The 22,263-nt window shown below is 67.4% G+C and carries 24 protein-coding genes; 14 read left to right on the forward strand and 10 right to left on the reverse strand.

The genetic code is table 11. The features are described from left to right. Positions 1-150 precede the first annotated feature (150 nt). The 3 genes from OQ968_RS00005 to OQ968_RS00015 are packed head-to-tail and all read right to left on the reverse strand — an operon-like array spanning position 151 to position 2,167. Positions 151-597, reverse strand: coding sequence for a nitroreductase family deazaflavin-dependent oxidoreductase (locus OQ968_RS00005; RefSeq protein ID WP_324673428.1), 447 nt, complete (start codon positions 595-597; stop codon positions 151-153). 15 nt (positions 598-612) lie between these two features. Continuing rightward, the gene (locus OQ968_RS00010) at positions 613-999 is read right to left on the reverse strand and encodes a hypothetical protein (protein WP_324673430.1); all 387 of its coding nucleotides are present in this window, start codon (positions 997-999) and stop codon (positions 613-615) included. Positions 1,000-1,006: 7 nt separating this feature from the next. Continuing rightward, complete coding sequence (locus OQ968_RS00015) at positions 1,007-2,167, reverse strand: steroid 3-ketoacyl-CoA thiolase (RefSeq protein WP_324673432.1); 1,161 nt, start codon at positions 2,165-2,167, stop codon at positions 1,007-1,009. Positions 2,168-2,294: 127 nt separating this feature from the next. Between OQ968_RS00015 and OQ968_RS00020 the strand changes: the two genes are divergently transcribed. The 6 genes from OQ968_RS00020 to OQ968_RS00045 are packed head-to-tail and all read left to right on the forward strand — an operon-like array spanning position 2,295 to position 8,229. Then, complete coding sequence (locus OQ968_RS00020) at positions 2,295-3,548, forward strand: cytochrome P450 (protein ID WP_324673434.1); 1,254 nt, start codon at positions 2,295-2,297, stop codon at positions 3,546-3,548. After that, the gene (locus OQ968_RS00025; RefSeq protein WP_324673436.1) at positions 3,548-4,567 is read left to right on the forward strand and encodes an acyl-CoA dehydrogenase family protein; all 1,020 of its coding nucleotides are present in this window, start codon (positions 3,548-3,550) and stop codon (positions 4,565-4,567) included. The genes OQ968_RS00020 and OQ968_RS00025 overlap by 1 nt, the downstream gene beginning before the upstream one ends. Next, positions 4,552-5,715 carry an acyl-CoA dehydrogenase FadE29 gene (fadE29, locus tag OQ968_RS00030; RefSeq protein ID WP_324673438.1) on the forward strand — a complete coding sequence of 388 codons (1,164 nt, stop codon included), beginning with the start codon at positions 4,552-4,554 and terminating at the stop codon, positions 5,713-5,715. The genes OQ968_RS00025 and fadE29 overlap by 16 nt, the downstream gene beginning before the upstream one ends. After that, positions 5,712-6,662 (forward strand): bifunctional MaoC family dehydratase N-terminal/OB-fold nucleic acid binding domain-containing protein, encoded by a 951-nt coding sequence (locus tag OQ968_RS00035; RefSeq protein WP_324673440.1) that lies wholly within the window; start codon positions 5,712-5,714, stop codon positions 6,660-6,662. The genes fadE29 and OQ968_RS00035 overlap by 4 nt, the downstream gene beginning before the upstream one ends. Next, positions 6,659-7,060 (forward strand): MaoC family dehydratase, encoded by a 402-nt coding sequence (locus tag OQ968_RS00040; protein WP_324673442.1) that lies wholly within the window; start codon positions 6,659-6,661, stop codon positions 7,058-7,060. Before OQ968_RS00035 ends, OQ968_RS00040 begins: the two co-directional genes overlap by 4 nt. Next, a complete protein-coding gene (locus tag OQ968_RS00045) occupies positions 7,060-8,229 on the forward strand; it encodes a lipid-transfer protein (protein ID WP_324673443.1) in 1,170 nt (389 codons plus the stop codon). The genes OQ968_RS00040 and OQ968_RS00045 overlap by 1 nt, the downstream gene beginning before the upstream one ends. 122 nt (positions 8,230-8,351) lie before the next feature. Here OQ968_RS00045 and OQ968_RS00050 read toward each other — a convergent pair whose 3' ends face one another. Together OQ968_RS00050 and kstD are read right to left on the reverse strand one after the other, a co-directional pair. Beyond that, positions 8,352-9,221 (reverse strand): MaoC family dehydratase, encoded by an 870-nt coding sequence (locus OQ968_RS00050; protein ID WP_324673445.1) that lies wholly within the window; start codon positions 9,219-9,221, stop codon positions 8,352-8,354. A 1-nt stretch (position 9,222) separates the two neighbouring features. Further along, positions 9,223-10,914, reverse strand: coding sequence for a 3-oxosteroid 1-dehydrogenase (gene kstD / locus OQ968_RS00055; RefSeq protein ID WP_324673447.1), 1,692 nt, complete (start codon positions 10,912-10,914; stop codon positions 9,223-9,225). A gap of 71 nt (positions 10,915-10,985) precedes the next feature. Here kstD and OQ968_RS00060 point away from each other — a divergent pair, with 71 nt between their 5' ends. The 7 genes from OQ968_RS00060 to OQ968_RS00090 all read left to right on the forward strand — a co-directional run bounded on the left by OQ968_RS00060 (position 10,986) and on the right by OQ968_RS00090 (position 17,299). Beyond that, entirely contained in the window at positions 10,986-11,771 is a 786-nt protein-coding gene (locus tag OQ968_RS00060; protein WP_324673450.1) for a 2-keto-4-pentenoate hydratase, read from the forward strand. 57 nt (positions 11,772-11,828) lie between these two features. Then, complete coding sequence (locus tag OQ968_RS00065; RefSeq protein ID WP_324673452.1) at positions 11,829-12,755, forward strand: acetaldehyde dehydrogenase (acetylating); 927 nt, start codon at positions 11,829-11,831, stop codon at positions 12,753-12,755. Then, positions 12,752-13,810: a 4-hydroxy-2-oxovalerate aldolase gene (dmpG, locus tag OQ968_RS00070; RefSeq protein WP_324673454.1), complete on the forward strand. Its 1,059-nt coding sequence runs from the start codon at positions 12,752-12,754 to the stop codon at positions 13,808-13,810. The genes OQ968_RS00065 and dmpG overlap by 4 nt, the downstream gene beginning before the upstream one ends. A 36-nt stretch (positions 13,811-13,846) precedes the next feature. After that, the gene (locus tag OQ968_RS00075) at positions 13,847-14,152 is read left to right on the forward strand and encodes a hypothetical protein (protein WP_324673456.1); all 306 of its coding nucleotides are present in this window, start codon (positions 13,847-13,849) and stop codon (positions 14,150-14,152) included. A gap of 88 nt (positions 14,153-14,240) precedes the next feature. Continuing rightward, positions 14,241-15,368, forward strand: a complete 1,128-nt coding sequence (locus tag OQ968_RS00080) for a hypothetical protein (protein ID WP_324673457.1) — start codon at positions 14,241-14,243, stop codon at positions 15,366-15,368. Positions 15,369-15,371: 3 nt separating this feature from the next. Further along, positions 15,372-16,154 carry an SDR family oxidoreductase gene (locus OQ968_RS00085; protein ID WP_324673459.1) on the forward strand — a complete coding sequence of 261 codons (783 nt, stop codon included), beginning with the start codon at positions 15,372-15,374 and terminating at the stop codon, positions 16,152-16,154. Beyond that, the gene (locus tag OQ968_RS00090) at positions 16,154-17,299 is read left to right on the forward strand and encodes a sulfotransferase (protein WP_324673461.1); all 1,146 of its coding nucleotides are present in this window, start codon (positions 16,154-16,156) and stop codon (positions 17,297-17,299) included. The genes OQ968_RS00085 and OQ968_RS00090 overlap by 1 nt, the downstream gene beginning before the upstream one ends. A gap of 10 nt (positions 17,300-17,309) precedes the next feature. Here the strand turns inward: OQ968_RS00090 and OQ968_RS00095 are convergent, their stop codons facing one another. After that, entirely contained in the window at positions 17,310-17,762 is a 453-nt protein-coding gene (locus tag OQ968_RS00095) for a hypothetical protein (RefSeq protein WP_324673463.1), read from the reverse strand. Positions 17,763-17,767: 5 nt separating this feature from the next. Beyond that, complete coding sequence (locus OQ968_RS00100) at positions 17,768-18,925, reverse strand: Rieske 2Fe-2S domain-containing protein (RefSeq protein ID WP_324673465.1); 1,158 nt, start codon at positions 18,923-18,925, stop codon at positions 17,768-17,770. Positions 18,926-19,040: 115 nt separating this feature from the next. Between OQ968_RS00100 and OQ968_RS00105 the strand changes: the two genes are divergently transcribed. After that, positions 19,041-19,565 (forward strand): gamma carbonic anhydrase family protein, encoded by a 525-nt coding sequence (locus OQ968_RS00105; protein ID WP_324673467.1) that lies wholly within the window; start codon positions 19,041-19,043, stop codon positions 19,563-19,565. A gap of 5 nt (positions 19,566-19,570) precedes the next feature. Here OQ968_RS00105 and OQ968_RS00110 read toward each other — a convergent pair whose 3' ends face one another. The 3 genes from OQ968_RS00110 to OQ968_RS00120 are packed head-to-tail and all read right to left on the reverse strand — an operon-like array spanning position 19,571 to position 22,249. Continuing rightward, positions 19,571-19,978 (reverse strand): nuclear transport factor 2 family protein, encoded by a 408-nt coding sequence (locus tag OQ968_RS00110; RefSeq protein WP_324673469.1) that lies wholly within the window; start codon positions 19,976-19,978, stop codon positions 19,571-19,573. Position 19,979: 1 nt separating this feature from the next. Beyond that, positions 19,980-21,185, reverse strand: coding sequence for a thiolase domain-containing protein (locus tag OQ968_RS00115; protein WP_324673471.1), 1,206 nt, complete (start codon positions 21,183-21,185; stop codon positions 19,980-19,982). Then, a complete protein-coding gene (locus OQ968_RS00120; protein ID WP_324673473.1) occupies positions 21,185-22,249 on the reverse strand; it encodes a thiolase domain-containing protein in 1,065 nt (354 codons plus the stop codon). The genes OQ968_RS00115 and OQ968_RS00120 overlap by 1 nt, the downstream gene beginning before the upstream one ends. Between the last annotated feature and the right edge of the window lie 14 nt (positions 22,250-22,263).

Raw genomic sequence — 22,263 nt, forward strand, 5'->3', positions numbered from 1 at the left:
CCCCGCTGAAGCCCTCGACGAACTACTGTCTAACCCACCCAAACCGCCCACTGTTGCATCCATCGCGTGAAAGCGCCCGCTCATCCTCGCAACAGTTTCACTATCGGCGAAGGGGTGGCGAAGGGGTGGTGGGGCGTCGGCTCGACGCGGTTATGGATCGCAGATGACGACCGGGATGGTCCGGTCGGTCCAGGACTGGTAATCGTCGAACGACGGATACATGGCCGTCAGCTTGGGCCAGTACTCGTCGCGCTCTTCCGCCGTGGCGTCGCGCGCGCGCAGCTGCAGCACCTCATCCTTGATTTGAACCGACACCTTCGGCTCCGCCTTGAGGTTGAGGTACCACATCGGGTGCTTGTCACTGCCGCCGCGTGACGCGACCAGAACGACGCGGTTCCCCTCGCGCAGGTAGAGCAGCGGGCTCACGCGCGGCTGGCCGCTCTTGCGACCGGTCGTGGTCAGCAGCGCGACCGGACTCTTCTGGAAGGTGCCGCCGAATCTTCCGTTGCTGCGCTTGTAGATCCAGGCGTTGCCGCGAGACATCCACTTGATGAAGAAGGTCACCCAAGGCGAATTGAGACTCTTTGGTTTGTCCATTTGACTGCCGGCCCTTCAGCGCTGAATGAATGGTTGGAAGCGAACCCTGATGTGCTGGATTTCGGCTTGGCCGCTTGGGCTTTCGGCGGGGATCACAAACGTCTCGTTGACCCGCGCGGCGAGCCGCCTGCGGCCGAGTCCCGCCTTGGTCAGCACGTCGTACGCCGCGTGCACCTCGTCGCCGGTGATGCGGTAATCCGGTGGTGTCGTGTCGGCGATGACCCAGTACTGCAGCCCGCGATTCAGGCTGCGGCGCAGGTGATTTCCGGAGAACCCGTTCTTGACGCCTTGCTCGACGCGGGTGCAGCGGGGAGCGAACGGCACGGCATCGCCGTCGTGGCTGACGAGCGCGTCGATGTACGCCTGCGCCGCGGCGATCCGGCTTTCTTCGGAGACGACCACCGACCGGCTAGATCCGTTCGATGATGGTGCCGGTGGACAGGGCGCCGCCGGCGCACATGGTGATCAGCGCGGTGCTCTGATCGGTGCGCTCCAGCTCGTGCAGCGCGGTGGTGATCAGCCGGCTCCCTGTGCAGCCCACCGGGTGCCCGAGCGCGATCGCGCCGCCGTTGACGTTGACCCTGGCCATGTCGGGCTCGTGCACCCGCGCCCAGGACAGCACCACCGACGCGAACGCCTCGTTGATCTCGGTGAGGTCGATGTCGCCCATCTTCATGCCGGCCTTCTCGAGGACCTTGGCCGTCGACTGCACCGGGCCGTCCAGATGGTAGTAGGGCTCGGCGCCGACCAGCGCCTGGCTGACGATGCGGGCCCGCGGCTGCAGGCCGAGCGCCTTGGCCTTGTCCTCGTCCATCCACAGCACGGCCGCCGCGCCGTCGGAGATCTGCGAGGACGTGCCCGCGGTGTGGATCCCGCCCTCGATCACCGGCTTGAGCTGGCTCAACCCCTCCATCGTGGTGTCGCGCAGGCCCTGGTCCCGGGAGACCATGTGGCGGTCGCTGGTGGGCTGCCTCTGCTCGTCGAGCACCGGAGCCTCGATCGGCGAGATCTCCCGGTCGAAGCGGCCCTCGTCCCAGGCCCGCTTGGCGCGCAGCTGGGACTCGAACCCCCAGGCGTCGATGTCCTCGCGGGTGATGCCGCGGCGCTTGGCGATCCGCTCGGCCGCGGTGAACTGGTCGGGCAGGTCGATGTCCCACGACTCCGCCCGCCAGTTGCGGTCCGGCCCCGCGTTGGCGCCCAGCCCGACCCGGCTCATCGCCTCGATGCCGCACGCGATGCCGACGTCGATGGCGCCGATCGCGATTAGCCCGGCGATCAGGTGGTTGGCCTGCTGCCCGCTGCCGCACTGGCAGTCGACGGTGGTGGCGCCCACCTGCTCGGGCAGGCCCACGGTCAGCCACGACGTGCGGGTGATGTTGTTGGACTGTTCCGCGAACTGCGTCACGCAGCCGCCGACCAGCTGTTCGACGATGCCGGCGTCGATGCCGGCCTTCGCCACCAGTGCCTTCTGCACCCCGCCCAGCAGCTCGGTGGCGTGCAGTCCTGAGAGCCATCCGTTGCGTTTGCCGATCGGGCTGCGGGTGGCTTCGACGATTACCGGGTTACCCATGGGGCCCAGGCTAGAACACGTTTCATTACTCTGACAAGCGAGGATGCTCCGGCGCCTTTTGTCTGCGGTGGAGGCATGTTTTACTGGCAGCAGAGCGCCACTAGGAGAGCTAGTAAGGAGAAGTACCGTGCCCAGCCCGAATCTTCCCCCGGGGTTCGATTTCACCGATCCCGACATCTACGCCGAGCGGATTCCCGTCGAGGAGTTTGCCGAGCTGCGGGCGACCGCGCCGATCTGGTGGAACGCGCAGGCCCCGGGCAAGGGCGGCGGCTTTCACGACGGCGGCTTCTGGGCGATCACCAAGCTCAACGACGTCAAGGACATATCGCGGCGCAGCGACATCTTCTCCAGCTATGAGAACGGTGTGATCCCGCGGTTCAACGACGACATCGCGCGCGAGGACATCGAGGTGCAGCGCTTCGTCATGCTCAACATGGACGCGCCGCACCACACCCGGCTGCGCAAGATCATCTCCCGCGGCTTTACGCCGCGCGCGGTCGGGCGCCTCGAGGACGAGCTGCGCGAGCGCGCTCAGAAGATCGCCCGCGACGCCGCCGCCATGGGTTCCGGCGACTTCGTCGAGCAGGTGTCCTGCGAGCTGCCGCTGCAGGCGATCGCCGGCTTGCTCGGCGTACCGCAGGAGGACCGCGGGAAGCTGTTCGAGTGGTCCAACGAGATGACCGGTGCCGAGGACCCGGAGTACGCCCACATCGACCCGAAGATGTCGTCGGCCGAGCTGATCGGTTACGCCATGAAGATGGCCGAGGAGCGGGCCAAGAACCCGGGCGACGACATCGTGACCCAGCTGATCCAGGCCGACATCGAGGGCGAAAAGCTCTCCGACGACGAGTTCGGCTTCTTCGTGGTGATGCTCGCCGTGGCCGGCAACGAGACCACCCGCAACTCCATCACCCAGGGGATGATGGCCTTCGCCGACTACCCCGACCAGTGGGAGCTGTACAAGAAGGAACGGCCCGAGACCGCCGCCGACGAGATCGTCCGCTGGGCCACCCCGGTCACCAGTTTCCAGCGCACCGCGCTGGAGGACTACGAGTTGTCCGGCGTGCAGATCAAGAAGGGCCAGCGGGTGCTCATGTTCTACCGGTCGGCCAACTTCGACGAGGAGGTCTTCGAGGATCCCTTCACCTTCGACATCATGCGGAATCCCAACCCGCACGTCGGTTTTGGCGGCACCGGCGCGCACTACTGCATCGGCGCCAACCTGGCCAAGATGACGATCAACCTGATCTTCAACGCCGTGGCCGACCACATGCCCGACCTGAAGCCCCTGTCCAAGCCCGAGCGGCTGCGGTCGGGCTGGCTCAACGGCATCAAGCACTGGCAGGTCGACTACACCGGCAAATGCCCGGTGGAGCACTGATGGATTTCGATCTCACCGCGACGCAACAGGCCGTCGCCGACGTTGTCACGTCGGTGCTGGATCGCGAAATCTCCTGGGCCGCTTTGGTTGACGGGGGTGTGACGGCGCTGCCGGTGCCCGAACGCCTCGGCGGCGATGGCGTCGGCCTGCCGGAGGTCGCGACGGTGCTGACCGAGGTGGGCCGCCACGGCGCCATCACGCCGGCGCTGGCCACGCTCGGCCTCGGTGTGCTGCCGCTGCTCGACCTGGCCTCCGAGGAGCAGCAGGACCGATTCCTGGCCGGCGCGGCCAAGGGCGGGGTGCTGACCGCCGCGCTCAACGAACCCGGCGCGGCGCTGCCCGACCGGCCGGCCACCACGTTCGCCGGCGGGCGACTGACCGGCACCAAGATCGCCGTTCCGTATGCCGAACAAGCGGATTGGATGATCGTGACCGCCGACAGCGCGGTCGTCGTGGTGTCACCGAAGGCCGACGGGGTGCAGCTGGTGCGCACGCCGACGTCCAACGGCTCCGACGAGTACGCGGTGACGTTTGACGGTGTGCCGGTTGACGATTCCGACGTTCTGGCGGGCGCGACCGCGCACCGGGTCAACCAGCTGGCGCTGGCCGCGATCGGGGCGTACGCCGACGGGCTGGTTGCCGGGGCGCTGCGGCTGACCGCCGACTACGTGGCCAACCGGAAACAGTTCGGCAAGCCGCTGTCCACCTTCCAGACCGTGGCCGCGCAGCTCTCGGAGGTCTACATCGCCTCGCGCACTATCGATTTGGCGGCGAAGTCGGTGGTCTGGCGGCTCTCCGAGGGCCGGGACGCCCAGGACGACCTCGACGTGCTCGGGTACTGGATCGCGTCGCAGGCGCCTCCGGTGATGCAGACGTGTCATCACCTGCACGGCGGGATGGGGATGGACATCACCTACCCGATGCACCGGTATTACTCCACGATCAAGGACCTGACCCGGCTGCTGGGCGGGCCGTCTCATCGTCTCGACCTGGTGGGAGCGCAATGTTCATCGAACTGACCCCGGAGCAGCGCCAGCTACAGGCCGAGCTGCGCCAATACTTTTCCAATCTCGTCTCGGCGGACGAGGTGAAGGCGATGGGGGAGGACCGCCACAACGCCGCCTACCGGGCGGTGGTCCGACGGATGGGCCGGGACGGCATGCTCGGTGTCGGGTGGCCAAAGGAGTTCGGCGGCCGTGGTTTCGGGCCGATCGAACAGCAGATCTTCGTCAACGAGGCGCACCGGGCCGACGTGCCGCTGCCGGCGGTCACGCTGCAGACGGTGGGCCCGACGCTGCAGGTCTTCGGCAACGAGATGCAGAAGAAGAAGTTCCTCCCGGCGATCCTGGCCGGTGAGGTGCACTTCGCGATCGGCTACACCGAGCCCGAGGCGGGCACCGACCTGGCGTCGCTGCGGACCACCGCCGTGCGCCACGGCGACGAGTACATCGTCAACGGTCAGAAGATCTTCACCACCGGGGCCCACGACGCCGACTACATCTGGCTGGCCTGCCGCACCGACCCGGAAGCCGCCAAACACAAGGGGATTTCGATCCTGATCGTCGACACCAAGGATCCCGGCTACTCCTGGACGCCGATCATCCTTTCCGACGGCGCGCACCACACCAATGCGACGTACTACAACGACGTGCGGGTGCCCGCCGACATGCTGGTCGGCGAGGAGAACGGCGGCTGGCGGCTGATCACCACCCAGCTCAACAACGAGCGGGTGATGCTCGGCCCGGCCGGCCGGTTCGCCGCGATCTACGACCGGGTGCACGCCTGGGCGTCCAAGCCGGGCGGCGACGGCGTCACCCCGATCGACCACGACGACGTCAAGCGCGCGCTCGGCGAGATCCACGCGCTGTGGCGGATCAACGAGCTGCTCAACTGGCAGGTGGCCGCCGCCGGGGAGGACATCAACGTGGCCGACGCCGCGTCGACGAAAGTGTTTGGCACCGAGCGGGTTCAGTACGTCGGCCGGCTCGCCGAGGAGATCGTCGGCAAGTACGGCAACCCCGCCGAGTCCGACACCGCCGAGCTGCTCAACTGGCTCGACTCGCAGACCAAGCGCAACCTGGTGATCACGTTCGGTGGGGGCGTCAACGAAGTCATGCGGGAGATGATCGCGGCCTCCGGCCTCAAGGTGCCGAGGGTGCCCCGATGACCGGCATCGCCGAAGCCGTCGCCGATATCAAGGCGGCCGCCGGCGCCAAGCCGCGCCTGGCCCGGGATCCGGTGAACCAGCCCACCATCAACAACTGGGTGGAGGCCATCGGCGACCGCAACCCGATCTATGTGGACGAGGCCGCGGCCCGGGCCGCCGGTCACCCGGGAATTGTCGCCCCTCCCGCGATGATTCAGGTGTGGACGATGTTCGGGCTGGGCGGAGAACGCCCGAAGGACGACCCGCTCGGCCCCATCATGCAGCTGTTCGACGACAACGGCTATGTCGGTGTGGTCGCCACCAACTGCGAGCAGACCTACCATCGCTACCTGCAGCCGGGCGAGCACGTCAGCGTCACCTCCGAGATGGGCGACGTGGTGGGTCCCAAGCAGACCGCCCTGGGCGAGGGGTTCTTCGTCAACCAGCACATCATCTGGCGGGTGGGCGACGAGGATGTCGCCGAGATGAACTGGCGCATCCTCAAATTCAGGCCGCGCGAGGATTCCGCGCCGTCACAGGTGCCGGCGGACCTGGATCCCGACGCCATGATGCGGCCCTCGATGTCGCGGGACACCGCGTTCTTCTGGGAGGGCGTGAAGGCGCACGAGTTGCGGATCCAGCGCCGCCCCGACGGCAGCCTGCAGCACCCGCCGGTGCCCGCGGTGTGGCAGGACAAGGCCCAGCCGATCGACTACCTAGTGGCCAGCGGCCGCGGCACGGTCTTCAGTTTCGTCGTGCACCATGCGCCTAAGGTGCCCGGACGCACGCTGCCCTTCGTCATCGCCCTCGTCGAACTCGAGGAGGGCGTGCGCATGCTGGGTGAGCTGCGCAACGTCGACCCGGCGAAGGTGGAGATCGGAATGCCGGTGCGCGCAACCTATATCGACTTCCCCGCCGGTGACAGCGGACCGGAGTGGACGCTGTATGCCTGGGAGCCGCAGGCATGAGCGCGCCGACCGTCGAGGTGGGCACCAAACTGCCCGAGCTGAAGCTCTACGGCGATCCCACGTTCATCATCTCGACCGCCCTGGCCACCCGCGACTTCCAGGACGTGCACCACGACCGCGACAAGGCGCAGGCCAAGGGCTCGAAGGACATCTTCGTCAACATCCTCACCGACACGGGGCTGGTGCAGCGCTATGTCACCGATTGGGCCGGGCCGTCGGCGTTGATCAAGTCGATCGGGCTGCGCCTGGGTGTGCCGTGGTACGCCTACGACACGGTGACGTTCTCCGGCGAGGTGACGGCGGTGGAGGACGGGCTGATCACCGTGAAGGTGGTGGGCCGCAACAGCCTTGGCGATCATGTCATCGCGACCGCCACGCTGACGATGGGGGATGCCTGATGTTGTCCGGGAAGGCCGCCATCGTCGGCATCGGCGCCACCGACTTCTCGAAGGACTCCGGCCGCAGCGAGCTGCGGCTCGCCGCCGAGGCGGTCCAAGACGCGCTCGACGACGCCGGCCTGACCCCGGCCGACGTCGACGGTCTCACCACGTTCACGATGGACACCAACACCGAGATCGCCGTCGCCCGGGCGGTCGGTATCGGTGAGCTGAAGTTCTTCTCCAAGATCCACTATGGCGGCGGTGCCGCGTGCGCGACCATTCAGCACGCGGCGATGGCCGTCGCGACCGGCGTTGCCGATGTGGTGGTGGCCTACCGGGCGTTCAACGAGCGGTCCGGCATGCGGTTCGGCCAGGTTCAGGCCCGGCTGGTGGGTGACGCTGCGGCCCAAGCCGATTCGACGACGGCGGACAACTCCTTCTCCTATCCGCACGGGCTTTCCACGCCGGCCGCGCAGGTGGCCATGATCGCCCAGCGGTACATGCATCTGTCCGGTGCCACCAGCCGCGACTTCGGCGCCATCTCGGTGGCGGACCGCAAGCATGCCGCCAGCAACCCGAAGGCGTACTTCTACGGCAAACCGATAACCATTGAGGATCACCAGAATTCGCGGTGGATCGCCGAGCCGCTGCGGCTGCTGGACTGCTGCCAGGAAACCGACGGCGCGGTGGCGATCGTGGTGACATCCGTGGAGCGGGCGCGCGATCTCAAGCAGCGGCCGGCGGTCATCGAGGCGGCGTCCCAGGGCTCCAGCCCCGACCAGTACACGATGGTCAGCTACTACCGCCCCGAACTGGGCCTGCCCGAGATGGGCCTGGTGGGCCGGCAGCTGTGGCAGCAGTCCGGCCTCAAGCCGTCGGACATCCAGACCGCGGTGCTCTACGACCATTTCACCCCGTTCACGCTGATTCAGTTGGAGGAGTTGGGATTCTGCGGCAAGGGTGAGGCCAAGGACTTCATCGCCGACGGCGCGGTCGAGGTGGGCGGCCGGCTCCCCATCAATACGCATGGGGGCCAGCTCGGCGAGGCCTACATCCACGGCATGAACGGGATCGCCGAGGGCGTGCGGCAGCTGCGCGGCACCTCGGTGAACCCGGTGCCCGACGTCGAGCACGTGCTCGTCACCGCGGGGACGGGCGTCCCGACGTCGGGCCTGATCCTGGGCTAGGCCAACGTGCCAACGCGCCAACGTGCCAACGCGCCTTCGTGCGCCGAAAGTGAAGCCACTGCGAAGAATTGGCGGGCGACTCGCAACAGTTTCACGCTGGGCGCGAAGGAGACGCATTGACGCTAGGCGGGGACCAGTTCGACACCGGACAGCACGACGGCGTTGTCGCGCGCGGGCGCGACGACGCTCGCCAGGAAACGGCCGTTCTCCTTCCAGATGCCGACCTTGAGCGTTTCGCCGGGGTAGGCCACGCCGGCGAAACGCGCGCCGTAGGCGGCCACCGCCCCGGCATCGCCGTCCAGCAGCGCATCGGTGATCGCCTTGCAGGTCATGCCGTAGGTGCACAGGCCATGCAGAATCGGCCGGGGAAACCCTGCGGCAGCGGCGAATTCGGGATCCGAGTGCAGCGGGTTGCGGTCGCCGCAGAGCCGGTACAGCAGCGCCTGCTGCGGCAAAATCGGCATCGACACCTCCAGGTCGGGGGCCCGGTCCGGCGCCGCGTCCGACGACCCACCCCCTGAAGGCCCACGCTCCCCGCCGAATCCGCCCTCGCCGCGGGCGAAGATCGACCGTTTCTGCGTCCACAGCAGGGTGCCGTCCGGCGCGCTGACCGTCGTCTCGCTCCAGATCACCGCGGCCTTGCCCTTGTCCCAGATATCGGTGAACCGGGTGACCGCGCGGGCCGAGCCCGACGGCGGCAGCGGCGCGGGCACCTCGACCCGCTCGGACGCGTGTAACACCTTGCCCAGCTCGATGTCGATGCCGGGAAACTTCACGGTCGGCGGTTTGGTGGCGTGAAAAGTCGCCGCCACGTTGCCGAATGTCGGCAGCACCTGCGGCGTGTCGTCGACCAGGTAACGAAGCTCGCGGAAATCCATCGGATCGGCGCCGGCGCCCAGCCCCAGGTGGTAGAGCTGGATATCGCTGCTGACCCAAGAGAATTCGATCGGCTCCAGCTCGGCGGCCAGGGCGACGTCCACGTCGATCGGCATGTCAGTTTTCTCCCGCTTGATCGGCGATGTGCAGCGCGGCCAGGTATCCGAAGGTCATCGCCGGCCCGATCGTGCCGCCCGGGCCGGGGTAGGTGTGTCCCATCACCGGGGCGCTGACATTGCCGGCCGCGTAAAGGCCTTCGATGATGGTCCCGTCGTCGCGCAGGGCGCGGCCGTGGACATCGGTGCGGATTCCGCCCTTGGTGCCGAGATCCCCCGGCACCATCTTGGCGGCGTAGTACGGCGGCTGACTGATCTCGCCGAGGTTGGGATTCGGCTTGTTGGTCGGGTCGCCGTAATACCTGTCGTAGGCGCTTTCGCCGCGGTGGTAGTCCTCGTCGACGCCCGACCGCGCAAAGCCGTTGAACCGCTGTACGGTGGCCACAAATTCGCCCGCTGGCAGCCCCGCCTTTGAGGCGAGCTCCTCCAACGTGTCGGCCTGGACGATCACGCCGGACTCCAGCCACTTGCGCGGAATACGTTGTCCGGGATTGAGTCCCGCGAAGATGTAGCGGTCCCGGTACCGCTGGTCGAACACCAGCCACGCCGGTATGTTCTCGCCCGGCCCGGGCCCCTGGCCGTATTCCCCGCCGTACATGTGATGGCAGGCCTCGACGTAGGGCATCGATTCGTTCATGAACCGCTTGCCCGACATGTTGACGATGATCGACCCGGGGGAATTGCGCTCCGACAGGGCGAACCACGGCGCGCCGACCAGCGGCACCGTCGGCCCCCACCACGCGTCCTCCATCAGATCGAGTGCGGCACCGAGCTTTTCGCCGGCGATGATGCCGTCACCGGTATTGGCCTTGGCGCCGACGGTCCACTCGGTGGTGATCGGCGCGCGCTGGTATTTCACCCGCATCTGCTCGTTGTGCTCGAAACCGCCGCTGGCCAGGATCACCCCTCGTCGGGTCCGGATCAGTTGGGGCTCGGCCGGTTCCGGCGCGGTGGTGTCGGTGACGTAGACGCCGCACACCGCCCCGTCCTCGACGAACAGGTCGGTGAGCGCGGTGTTCAGCCTGACCGGGACGCCCGCCCGTTGCAGGCCGATCCGCAACGGCCCGATCAGGGCGCGGCCCATGCCGACGAGGTTCTTGCCGGTCGCCTTCGCCCACATCGTGCGGGCGCCGACCCGCAGGCTGCGCAGCACGCCCCGCGGGTGCCGCTTCAGCTGGTTCAACCGCACGTAGTCCTGTTGCATCACAACGACATTCAGCGGCACCTTGCCGTAGGCGGGCTCGAGTCCGGCCTCGTCCTCGCCGAGCTTGCGCGCGTCGAACGGCTTGGGTTCGATCGAACGCCCCCGCGCGCGGCCCCCCGGCGCCTCGGGGTAGTAGTCGGAGTAGTTCGGGACCCAGCACATCTTCAGGGGTGTGTGCTTGAGCACGAACGACAGCATCTCGGGCCCGCGTTCGAGGTAGGCGTCGATGCGCTCGGGCTCGACGATGTCGCCGACGATGCCGTGCAGATAGGTGCGGGCCGCCTCGGCGGTGTCCTTGACGCCGTCGCGCCGAAGAACCTCGTTGTTCGGAATCCAGACGCCCCCGCCCGACCGCGCGGTGGAGCCGCCGAAGTGGGCCGCCTTTTCGATGACTACTGTCGAGAGGCCTCGGTGCGCGGCGGCGAGGGCAGCAACCATCCCGGCTCCGCCGCTCCCGACCACGACGACGTCGTACTCCTGCGCTGTCATGTAGAACACGTTATAGAATTGCCCGGGTCGGGCGCTACTGACCCGGTCACACGGACGAGGGGACTTCGGTAATGCTCACTGTTGCCACGCGCGACGAGCTGGCTGCCGACCTGGCGCAAGCCGAACGGAGCCGTCAGGCGATCGCTCCGTTGACGGCCGCCTACCCGGATATCGACGTCGTCGACGCCTATGAGATCCAGCTGATCAACATCCGGCAGCGCGTCGCCGAGGGCGCCCGCATCGTCGGCCACAAGGTGGGCCTGTCGTCGAAGGCGATGCAGCAGATGATGGGGGTCGACGAGCCCGACTACGGTCACCTGCTCGACGAGATGCAGCTGTTCGAGGACACCCCGGTCAAGGCGGCTCGCTATCTGCTGCCACGGGTAGAGGTCGAAGTGGCCTTCATCCTGGCCGAGGACCTGCCGGCGGCCGGTTGCACCGAGGACGACGTGCTCGCGGCCACCGAAGCCCTGGTTCCCGCGATCGAGCTGATCGACACCAGGATCACCGACTGGAACATCTCGTTGTGTGACACCATCGCCGACAACGCCTCGTCGGCCAGCTTCGTCCTGGGCGAGGCGCGGGTGTCGCCGGCCGACGTCGACGTCACCGCGATCGACGCGGTGCTGACCCGCAACGGCGAGGTGATCGCCGAGGGCCGCAGCGACGCCGTGCTGGGCAATCCGGTCACGGCGGTCGCATGGTTGTCCCGCAAGGTGGAAAGTTTCGGGGTGCGGCTGCGAAAGGGTGACATCGTATTGCCGGGTTCGTGCACGCGGGCGATCGATGCGCGGGCCGGAGACGAGTTCGTCGCCGACTTCAAGGGCCTGGGTTCGGTCCGGTTGTCGGTCGAATGATCTCGGATTACTTTTTGAATTAGTCCAAATACCAGGAGCTTTTGAAAGAGGACCGTCATGCCGTCTAAGGCAAGCGTGGCCATTGTCGGGTCGGGAAACATCAGCACTGACCTGCTCTACAAGCTACTGAGGTCGGACTGGCTGGAACCGCGCTGGATGGTCGGGATCGACCCGGAGAGCGAGGGTCTGGCCCGGGCCCGCAAGCTGGGTTTGGAGACCACCCACGAGGGGGTCGACTGGCTGCTGGCGCAGGCGGAGAAGCCCGACCTGGTGTTCGAGGCGACCAGCGCCTACGTGCACAGGGACGCGGCGCCCAAGTACGCGGCCGCGGGAATTCGCGCCATCGACCTGACGCCGGCCGCGGTCGGCCCGGCGGTGATCCCGCCCGCCAACCTGCGCGAGCACCTGGACGCGCCGAACGTCAACATGATCACCTGCGGCGGGCAGGCGACCATCCCCATCGTCTACGCGGTGTCGCGCGCGCTCGTCGACCATGGCGGGGTGCCCTACGCCGAGATCGTCGCGTCGGTGGCCTCGGTGTCGGCGGGCCCGGGAACCCGGGCGAACATCGACGAGTTCACCAAGACCACCAGCCGGGGCGTGGAAACCATCGGCGGCGCCAAGCGCGGCAAGGCGATCATCATCCTGAACCCGGCCGACCCGCCGATGATCATGCGCGACACCATCTTCTGCGCCATCCCCGAGGACGCCGACCGCGACGCCATCGCCAAATCCATCCACGAGGTGGTCGCCGAGGTGCAGACCTATGTGCCGGGATACCGGCTGCTCAACGAGCCGCAGTTCGACGAGCCGTCGATGAACTCCGGCGGCCAGGCCCTGGTCACCACCTTCATCGAGGTCGAGGGGGCCGGCGATTACCTGCCCCCGTACGCGGGAAACCTGGACATCATGACCGCCGCGGCCACCAAGGTCGGCGAGGAAATCGCCAAGGAGACGCTGTCGGTGGCAGGAGGAACGCGATGACTACCGACATCTTCTTCAACCCGATCTGGGACGTCCGGATGACCGACACATCCCTGCGGGACGGATCCCACCACAAGCGTCACCAGTTCACCAAGGACGAGGTCGGCGCCATCGTCGCCGCCCTGGATGCCGCCGGCGTCCCGGTCATCGAGGTGACCCACGGCGACGGGCTGGGCGGCTCGAGCTTCAACTACGGCTTCTCCAAGACGCCCGAGCAGGAGCTGATCAAACTCGCCGCCGAGACCGCCAAAGAGGCCAAGATCGCCTTCCTGATGCTGCCCGGGGTGGGCACCAAGGAGGACATCAAGGAGGCGCAGGACAACGGCGGGTCGATCTGTCGCATCGCCACGCACTGCACCGAGGCCGACGTGTCGATCCAGCACTTCGGGCTGGCCCGCGAGCTGGGCCTGGAAACCGTCGGGTTCCTGATGATGGCCCACACCATCCCGCCGGAGAAGCTGGCCGCGCAGGCCCGCATCATGGCCGACGCCGGTTGCCAGTGCGTCTATGTGGTCGACTCGGCCGGCGCGCTGGTCCTCGAGGGGGTGCACGACCGGGTCGCGGCGCTGGTCGCCGAACTGGGTGACGACGCCCAGGTGGGCTTCCACGGGCACGAGAACCTCGGGCTGGGGGTGGCCAATTCGGTGGAGGCCGTCCGGGCCGGCGCCAAGCAGATCGACGGCTCCTGCCGCCGCTTCGGGGCCGGCGCGGGCAACGCGCCCGTCGAGGCCCTCATCGGGGTGTTCGACAAGATCGGCGTCAAGACCGGCATCGACTTCTTCGACATCGCCGACGCCGCCGAGGACGTGGTGCGGCCCGCGATGCCCGCCGAGTGCCTGCTCGATCGCAACGCGCTGATCATGGGCTACTCCGGGGTGTACTCCAGCTTCCTCAAGCACGCGGTCCGCCAGTCCGAGCGCTATGGCGTGCCCGCCGCGGCGCTGCTGCACCGGGCCGGGCAACGGAAGCTGATCGGCGGCCAGGAGGACCAGCTGATCGACATCGCGCTGGAGATCAAGCGCGAGCAGGACAGCGGCGCCGCCGTCACGCACTGACGACGTCGTCAATTATGCGCGGGTAGCCTGGCGCGCATGACCGTGACATCCATGACAGCGAGCCGTTCTCGCCGCGGGATCTGCGGGGTGCTCGCCGGGGGACTGCTGACCGCTGTCGCCGCGACGGTGATCGCCCTGCCGGTGGCCGGCGCGGCTCCCCAATGCGATCAGACCGTGGGCAACTCCATCGATTCGTACCTGCAGCGGCATCCCGACCTGCACCAGCAGCTGGAAGCCAAGTCGCGGGCGGAGGGCGGTAACGGCAACGTCATCGACTACCTCAATCGGCATCCGGACGTGCGCCAGCATCTGATCGACCTGTCCCAGCAGTGCGTACCGTAGCGAGTCGGCCTCGTCCGTCAACGCCGCCGACGACGCGCGCGAACGTTCGCCATTGACGAAAAAGTAGAACACGTTCTAGCGTCTAGTCGTGTTCTCTGATCCCCTCACCGACGCCATCGCCGAGGCCGAGAAACTCGTCGCCGCCGCGCCGCACATCGAGTCCGAAGCCGACCTGCTCGAAGGGCTGCAATACCTGGCCGGGTGCGTCGCGGGCTGCATGCACCTGGCGTTCGACTACGAGCGCGACCACCCGTTCCTGCAGTCGGGCACCGGCCCGTTCACCAAGATGGGCCTGGACAACCCCGACACCCTCTACTTCGGCACCCGGGTGCACGCCGAGAAGGACTACGTGGTCACCGGCAGGCGGGGCACCACGACCGACCTGAGCTTTCAGTTGCTCGGCGGCGAATACACCGACGACAACGTGCCGGCCAGCCAGGCCGCGTTCGACGACCGCGAACTCGAGATAGCGGCCGACGGCAGCTTCGAGTGGCGGGTGCGACCGGCCAGCAACGGGCAACTGGTGATCCGTGAGGTCTACGCCGACTGGTCGGCGCAGCGCGGCACGCTGGCCATCTCCAGGCTGGACACCGCCGGCACCGCACCGCCGCCGCTGACCCGCCAGACCATCGAAAAGCGTTACGCCACAGCGGGATCCCAGCTCGTCAACCGGGTCAAGACCTGGCTACAGTTCCCGCAGTGGTTCTACCTCAACATCCCGGTCAACACGATGGTCGCGCCGCGGCTGACCCCGGGCGGCCTGGCCACCCAGTACTCGTCGGCCGGACATTTCGACCTGACGCCCGAACAGGCGCTGGTGATCACGATCCCGGTCTCCGACGCGCCGTATCTCGGCTTCCAGCTGGGCAGCATGTGGTACATCTCGCTGGACTACATCAACCACCAGACATCGCTGAACAACACTCAGGCCCAAGCGGATCCGGACGGCAAGGTCCGCATCGTCGTCGCCGACCGGAACCCGGGAGTGACCAACTGGGTCGAGACCCTCGGCCACCGGCGCGGCTTTCTGCAGTTCCGCTGGCAGCGGGTGTCCCGTCAGCTCACCGAGGCCGACGGGCCCGCCGTCGAGCTGGTGGACTTCGACGCGGTGCCGGCCGCGCTGCCGTATTTCGAGCACAACAAGATCTCGGAAGAACAGTGGCGCGAACGAATCGCGTTGCGGCAAAGCCAAATTGCGGCCAGGATGCTGGGGTAAACGATGACGGGGATGCTCAAGCGGAAAGTGGTGGTCATCAGCGGGGTCGGGCCGGGGCTCGGCACCACGCTGGCGCACCGGTGCGCGCGCGACGGCGCCGACCTGGTGCTGGCGGCCCGCTCCCTGGACCGGCTGGAGGCCGTCGCCAAGGAGATCGCCGACACCGGGCGCAAGGCGCTGCCGGTGCGCACCGACATCACCGACGACGACGACGTGAACAACCTCGTCGAGGCCACCATGGATGCGTACGGCAAGGTCGACGTGCTGGTCAACAACGCGTTCCGGGTGCCGTCGATGAAACCGTTGGCGGGCACCACGTTTCAGCACATCCGTGACGCGATCGAGCTCAGCGCGCTGGGGGCGTTGCGGCTGATCCAGGCCTTCACGCCGGCGCTGGAAGAGGCGGGCGGATCGGTCGTCAACGTCAACTCCATGGTGCTGCGGCACTCGCAGGCGAAATACGGCGCCTACAAGATGGCCAAGTCGGCCCTACTGTCGATGTCGCATTCGCTGGCCACCGAGCTGGGCGAGAAGGGCATTCGCGTCAATTCCGTTGCGCCCGGCTATATCTGGGGTGACACGCTGCAGTCATACTTCGAGCATCAGGCCGGCAAGTACGGCACGACGGTGGACCAGATCTATGCGGCCACCGCGGCGAACTCGGATCTCAAGCGGCTGCCCACCGAGGACGAGGTGGCCTCGGCGATCCTGTTCATGGCCAGCGACCTGTCCAGCGGCATCACCGGGCAGACCCTGGACGTCAATTGCGGGGAGTACCACAACTGATGTCAGATCGCACCGACATCGGCACGGTCGAAGAGCTGCACGCCTCGGCCACGAAGCTGACCGGCCTGGACGACTTCGGCACCAACGACGACAACTACCTCGAGGCGCTGGAGGTCCTGCTGGACTCGTATCGGCGTGAGGCGGGCCTGACGGTGTTGGGCAGCAAGATGAACCGGTTCTTCCTGCGCGGCGCGCTGGTGGCCAGGCTGCTGTCCGAATCCGCGTGGAAGCAATACCCGCAGCACGCCGACGTCGCCGTTGAACGGCCGATCTTCGTCACCGGGCTGGTCCGCACCGGCACCACCGCGCTGCACCGGCTGCTCGGCGCCGACCCCGCGCATCAGGGCCTGCACATGTGGCTGGCCGAGTTCCCGCAGCCGCGCCCGCCGCGCGAAGAGTGGGAGTCAAACCCGTTGTACCGCCGGCTCGATGAGCAGTTCACCCGGCATCACGAGGAGAACCCCGGCTACACCGGCCTGCACTTCATGGCCGCGTACGAGCTGGAGGAATGCTGGCAGCTGTTGCGGCAATCGCTGCATTCGGTGTCCTACGAAACCCTCGCGCACCTACCCAGTTACGCGCAGTGGCTGTCGCAGCAGGACTGGACGCCGTCGTATCAGCGGCACCGCCGCAACCTGCAGCTGATCGGGCTCAACGACGCCGAGAAGCGTTGGGTGCTGAAGAATCCCAGCCATCTCTTCGCGCTGGACGCGTTGATGAAGACCTATCCCGACGCGCTGGTGATCCAGACCCACCGGCCGGTCGAGACGATCATGGCGTCGATGTGCTCGCTGGCCCAGCACACCGCCGAGGGCTGGTCGACCTCGTTCGTCGGCGCCCAGATCGGCGCCGACGCAATGGAAACCTGGTCGCGCGGCCTGGAGCGGTTCAACACCGCGCGCGCGAAGTACGATCCGGCCCAGTTCTACGACGTCGACTACCGCGACCTGATCGGCGATCCGCTGGGCACCGTGGCCGACATCTACCGGCACTTCGGCCTGACGCTGACCGACGAGGCGCGGGCGGCGATGGAAAAGAGCCATGCCGAAAGCCGGTCCGGCGAGCGCGCGCCCAAACACGCGTATTCACTTGCCGATTACGGGCTGACGGTGGAAACGGTCAAGGAGCGGTTCGCGGGGCTGTAGGGCGATCGACTCAGTCGTCGTCTGGCGGCAGATCCAGATAGCCCTCCGCGACCGCGTGCTCGATGCTGTCGCTCAACTTAGGGCAGGACCGGGTGCGCGCCGGATCCCCGCCGGACGCACGCACCTCGGCGAAGTGCGCGCACCGCCGGGACGCCTCGGTGTTCCATTGCACCGCGGTGTGCCCCGGGCCCAGCCGCCTGACGGTCACCGTGACGTGACAGAACCGGCAATCCACCGGCAACAGCCCCGACGTCAGGTAGCGCTCACGATCGGCGCGACTGGACGCGGCGACCGCGGCGGCGCGCTGCGGGTCGTCGGCGAAATCCCCTGACTTCGACCAAGAGTCGCCGCCACCGCCGTCGTCGGCGGACCGCTCGTCGTGGTCGTGCTGATCGCCGTGCAGCAACAGCATCGACCGGGCGAGTCGATCGACGTCAGGAACTGCCGGCTGATCGTCGGTCATGTCGGTCAGTGTTGTTCGGCGGGAACGTCTTCGGACTCCCTGGCCTTTAGGTTCTCCTGGACCTCGGCGTTCCAGTATTCGTTGGCGCGCGTGGTGTCCACCTCGATCTCGAAGCGCTCCACCATCTCCGGCTTGATGTCGGCGACGTCGACGTAGAACTGCTCATACCAGCGGCGCAGCTGGTAGACGGCGCCGTCCTCCTCGACCAGCAGCGGGTTGTCGATGCGGGTCTTGTGCTTCCAGATCTCGACGTCCTGCAGAAAGCCCTTGCTGACACCCTCGGTGAACACCCGCGACAGCTTCTCGGTCATCTCTTCGTCCATGCCCTTGGGCTTTTCGACGATGACGCCCCACTGCAGCACGAACGAATTCTGGGTCACCGGGTAGTGGCAGTTGATCAGGATCGACTCGGCCTTGTAGCCGCCGTAGCTGTTGTGCAGCCAGTTGATCATGAACGAAGGCCCGAAGTAGGACGCCTCGGAATCCAAATGCGCCTCACCGTAAGACGTGCCGAGGTCATCGACATCCGGCCGGCCCACGTTGTGCAGATACTGCGACGCGATGTGACCCTCGAAGACGTTCTTGAAGTACGTCGGCAACCCGAAATGGATGTAGAAGAAATGCGCCATGTCGGTGACGTTGTCGATGATGTCGCGGCAGTTGGAACCCTCGATGAGGATGCGGTTCCACCGCCAGTCGGTCCACTCGTCGCTGTGGGCCTCGGGGATCTCGGGGATCCGGACCGCGGGGTCCGGCGGGTTGCCCTCGTGGTCGTGCCAGACGAACAGCAAGCCGCCGCGCACGTCGGTCGTCCACGACCGGGTGCGCGCCGTCTTGGGCGTGCGCTTCGCGTACGGCACCAGCTTGCAGCGCCCGTCGCCGCCCCAGCGCCAGTCGTGGAACGGGCAGGCCACCTCGTCGCCCTTGATGGTGCCCTCGGACAGGTCGCCACCCATGTGCCGGCAGTAGCCGTCCAGGACCTTGAGGTCGCCGTGCGAGTCGGCGAAAACCACCAGCTTGGTGCCGAACGCCTGCACCGCGTGTGGTTTCCCGTCCCTGAAGTCCTTGGCGACGCCCAGGCAGTGCCAGCCACGTGCGTACCTGGTCGGCAAGGCGCCGGGATCGATTTCCCGGATGCCGACCGGTTTGGTGTCGGTACTCACCTGTCACCTCCAGCTTGCGAGCCCTCTAACTAGAACACGTTACAGTTTTCCGGTTGGCATGCGCAACGACGCCGGTCCTGGCCACGTGATATTCACGCTGGGGTATATGTAAACGATGCCGCTGTTTTCTTTCGAGGGTCGCTCGCCCCGGATCGATCCCACCGCGTTCGTGGCCCCGACGGCCACCCTGATCGGCGACGTCACCGTCGAGGCGGGGGCGTCGGTCTGGTTCAACGCCGTGCTGCGCGGCGACTACGGGCCCATCGTCGTGCGGGAGGGCGCCAACGTGCAGGACGGGTCGGTGCTGCACGCGCCGCCGGGTATCCCGGTCGACATCGGCCCCGGAGCGACCGTCGCGCACATGTGCGTCATTCACGGCGTTCACGTCGGGTCCGAGGCGCTGATCGCCAACCACGCCACGGTTCTCGACGGCGCGGTGATCGGCGCGCGCAGTCTGATCGCGGCCGGGTCGCTGGTGCTCGCCGGCTCCCAGATCCCGGCCGGGATGCTCGCCGTCGGATCGCCGGCCCAGGTGAAGGGGCCGATCGCCGGAACCGGCGCGGAAATGTGGGTCAACCTCAACCCGCAGGCGTATCGCGATCTGGCGCAGCGGCACCTGAAGGGGCTGGAGCAGATCTAGGTCGGTTAGCCCGACACCTTCTTGGTGTTCGCCGCCGCGCGGTCCATCTCCCAATACGCGCGCAGGGCGAGCAGCTTGCCCTCGTCGTCGGCCCTGTAGGTGAACACGCCGTCCGCCGTCGTCTGGTAGTCGCCCGTCGTGATGAGGATGTGCCCGACGTTGGCTTCCTCGTTGCCGCACTGATACGTGTCGCGAAAGACGAACTCGATCTTGGTGGTCGGGGCGATGGCCTTGTCCCAGAACGCCGAGATCGCGTCGCGGCCCCGGTGCCCCTTGCCGTCGGGGTCGAAAACCGACGGCCCGATGGGGTCCTCGACGATCGCGTCGTCGGCGAACACCGCCAGCCACGCTTCCTTGTCCCTGGCGATGACGGCCTCGCGGGAGCGGCGGCCCGCCTCGTGCGCGGGGTTCATCTCAGGCCTTCCCTTTCTTGGCGGGCTTGTCGGGTTTGTCGGCGCCGACCACCCACATCGAGTAGTACTGCGAGCCGCCACCGTAGGCGTGGCCCAACGCTTTTCGGGCGCCGGGGACCTGGTGATCGCCGCCCTTGCCCATCACCTGGATAGCCGCCTCGGCGAAGCGGATCAGGCCCGAGGCGCCGATCGGGTTCGACGACAACACCCCACCCGACGGGTTCACCGGCAGCCGCCCGCCGATCTTCGTCTCGCCGGCCTCGGTGAGCTTCCAGCCCTCACCCTCGGGCGCAAACCCGAGGTTTTCCAACCACATCGGCTCGAACCACGAGAACGGCACGTAGATCTCGGCCGCGTCGATCTCGTCGATGGGGCTGCTGATGCCGGCCGCCTCCCACAGCGCCGCGGCCGCGTCGCGCCCGGCCTGCGGGCTGACCTGGTCGCGCCCGGCGAACTGAAGCGGCTCGGTGCGCAGCGCGGTGGCGTGGATCCACGCCACCGGATGCCCTTGCGCCAGCCGGGATTCGGCGATCTCCTCGTCGCCGATCACCACGGCGCAGGCGCCGTCGGAGGAGGGGCACGTCTCGTCGTAGCGGATCGGGTCCCACAGCATGGGCGACTCCATCACCTTCTCCAGGGTGATGTCGGGCTGGTGCAGGTGCGCCAGCGGGTTGCGGGCCCCGTTGAGCCGATCCTTGACCGCGACCATGGCGCCGATGTTCGTCGGGGCACCCGAGCGGCGGATGTACGACCGCACGTGCGGCGCGAAGTAGCCGCCCGCCCCGGCGCCCACCGGCTTGATGAACGGGATCGGAATCGACAACGCCCACATGGCATTCGACTCCGACTGCTTCTCCCACGCCATCGCCAGCACCCGCCGGAACTTGCCCGACTGGACCAGGCTGGCGGCCACCACGCCGGTGGACCCGCCCACCGAACCCGCGGTGTGCACCCGGATCAGCGGCTTGCCGGTGGCCCCCATGGCGTCGGCCATGAACAGCTCCGGCATCATGACGCCCTCGAAGAAGTCGGGGGCCTTGCCGACCACGATGGCGTCGATGTCGTCGAACGTCGAACCGGAGTCGGCCAGCGCCTTGTCGATGGCCTCGCGCACCAGGCCGTTCATCGAAACGTCCTGTCGCTTGGCGACATACTTCGTCTGCCCGGTCCCCAGCACCGCGGCGAGGACCGCTCCCGCACCGGCCATCAGTTTTTCCCTTCCATGACCGCGACCAGGTTCTGCTGCAGCGCCGGCCCGCTGGTGGCGTGCGCCAGCACCCGCTCCGCCGAGCCGTTCCAGATATGTTGGGCCGCAAACCCGATGCGCTCGAGTCCGGCGACGAACATCGGGTTGGCCGACAGCGCGCCGCCGGACGGGTTGACCTTCGTCGCCCCCGGAATCCGGATCGCCTCCGCGATGATCAGGTGCTGGTGGGTGAAGGGCGCGTGAATCTCGGCGACGTCGAGGTTGCGGATGTGTCCGCCGGTGGCCGCCCTGGTCGCCGCCGTCGTCGACGGCGACTCGGTGAGGTCGCGCGCGCCCAGCACGGGGGACTCGATGCGATGCTCGATCCCGGTGATCCACGCCGGGTTCTCGCGCAGTTCGCGGGCGCGGTCGTCGGCCGCGAGCACGATCGCGGCGGCCCCATCGGTGATCGGTGCGATGTCGTGGCGCCGCAGCGGGTCGGCGAAAAACGGCCGCTCGAGCAGGTCGTCGAAGTTGATCGGCGGTTCCACGGAGTCCACCCTTTTGGCTTGCGCGAACGAGTCGAAGGCGACCCGTGCCATCTGCTCGAAGTTCCACTTTTCGTTGTCGAGCCCGATGCGCGCCTGCAGCCCCGCGATCGACACCGAGTCCGGCCACAGCGGCGCGACGGTATAGGGATCGGTCTGCCGCGACAGGATCCGGCGCAGGTTTCCGGCTGAGGACTTGCCGAAGCCGTACACCAGCGCGGTGTCGACCTCACCGGTCAGGATCTTGATGTAGGCCTCGTACAGGGCCCAGGCCGCGTCCATCTCCACGTGCGACTCGTTGATCGGCGGGACGGCGCCGATCGAGTCGATCGCCGAGATGAACGAAAACGCCCGTCCGGCAAGGTAATCCGAAGACCCCGAACACCAGAAGCCGATGTCGGCCTTGGTGATGCCGAGGTCCTCGTAGAGCTGGGCGAAGCACGGCATCAGCATCTCGACGCCGTTGGTGGTGCCGTCGGTGCGGCGGACATGCGGGGCGTGGGCAAAGCCGACGACCGCGACGTTGCGAGCGCTCATTGCAGGTGGGCCCT

The organism is Mycobacterium sp. 663a-19, from assembly GCF_035616495.1.
GTDB lineage: Bacteria > Actinomycetota > Actinomycetes > Mycobacteriales > Mycobacteriaceae > Mycobacterium.

Excerpts from the sequence above, each read along its gene's own strand:
- OQ968_RS00110 (WP_324673469.1), bottom strand. The coding sequence starts at position 19,978 with ATGAACCCCGCGCACGAGGCGGGCCGCCGCTCCCGCGAGGCCGTCATC.
- OQ968_RS00075 (WP_324673456.1), top strand. The coding sequence starts at position 13,847 with ATGACCGTGACATCCATGACAGCGAGCCGTTCTCGCCGCGGGATCTGC.
- OQ968_RS00035 (WP_324673440.1), top strand. The coding sequence starts at position 5,712 with ATGACCGGCATCGCCGAAGCCGTCGCCGATATCAAGGCGGCCGCCGGC.
- OQ968_RS00025 (WP_324673436.1), top strand. The coding sequence starts at position 3,548 with ATGGATTTCGATCTCACCGCGACGCAACAGGCCGTCGCCGACGTTGTC.
- OQ968_RS00115 (WP_324673471.1), bottom strand. The coding sequence starts at position 21,185 with ATGGCCGGTGCGGGAGCGGTCCTCGCCGCGGTGCTGGGGACCGGGCAG.
- OQ968_RS00090 (WP_324673461.1), top strand. The coding sequence starts at position 16,154 with ATGTCAGATCGCACCGACATCGGCACGGTCGAAGAGCTGCACGCCTCG.
- OQ968_RS00040 (WP_324673442.1), top strand. The coding sequence starts at position 6,659 with ATGAGCGCGCCGACCGTCGAGGTGGGCACCAAACTGCCCGAGCTGAAG.
- dmpG (WP_324673454.1), top strand. The coding sequence starts at position 12,752 with ATGACTACCGACATCTTCTTCAACCCGATCTGGGACGTCCGGATGACC.
- OQ968_RS00015 (WP_324673432.1), bottom strand. The coding sequence starts at position 2,167 with ATGGGTAACCCGGTAATCGTCGAAGCCACCCGCAGCCCGATCGGCAAA.
- OQ968_RS00060 (WP_324673450.1), top strand. The coding sequence starts at position 10,986 with ATGCTCACTGTTGCCACGCGCGACGAGCTGGCTGCCGACCTGGCGCAA.
- kstD (WP_324673447.1), bottom strand. The coding sequence starts at position 10,914 with ATGACAGCGCAGGAGTACGACGTCGTCGTGGTCGGGAGCGGCGGAGCC.
- OQ968_RS00005 (WP_324673428.1), bottom strand. The coding sequence starts at position 597 with ATGGACAAACCAAAGAGTCTCAATTCGCCTTGGGTGACCTTCTTCATC.
- OQ968_RS00120 (WP_324673473.1), bottom strand. The coding sequence starts at position 22,249 with ATGAGCGCTCGCAACGTCGCGGTCGTCGGCTTTGCCCACGCCCCGCAT.
- OQ968_RS00065 (WP_324673452.1), top strand. The coding sequence starts at position 11,829 with ATGCCGTCTAAGGCAAGCGTGGCCATTGTCGGGTCGGGAAACATCAGC.
- OQ968_RS00095 (WP_324673463.1), bottom strand. The coding sequence starts at position 17,762 with ATGACCGACGATCAGCCGGCAGTTCCTGACGTCGATCGACTCGCCCGG.
- OQ968_RS00085 (WP_324673459.1), top strand. The coding sequence starts at position 15,372 with ATGACGGGGATGCTCAAGCGGAAAGTGGTGGTCATCAGCGGGGTCGGG.
- fadE29 (WP_324673438.1), top strand. The coding sequence starts at position 4,552 with ATGTTCATCGAACTGACCCCGGAGCAGCGCCAGCTACAGGCCGAGCTG.
- OQ968_RS00050 (WP_324673445.1), bottom strand. The coding sequence starts at position 9,221 with ATGCCGATCGACGTGGACGTCGCCCTGGCCGCCGAGCTGGAGCCGATC.
- OQ968_RS00105 (WP_324673467.1), top strand. The coding sequence starts at position 19,041 with ATGCCGCTGTTTTCTTTCGAGGGTCGCTCGCCCCGGATCGATCCCACC.
- OQ968_RS00045 (WP_324673443.1), top strand. The coding sequence starts at position 7,060 with ATGTTGTCCGGGAAGGCCGCCATCGTCGGCATCGGCGCCACCGACTTC.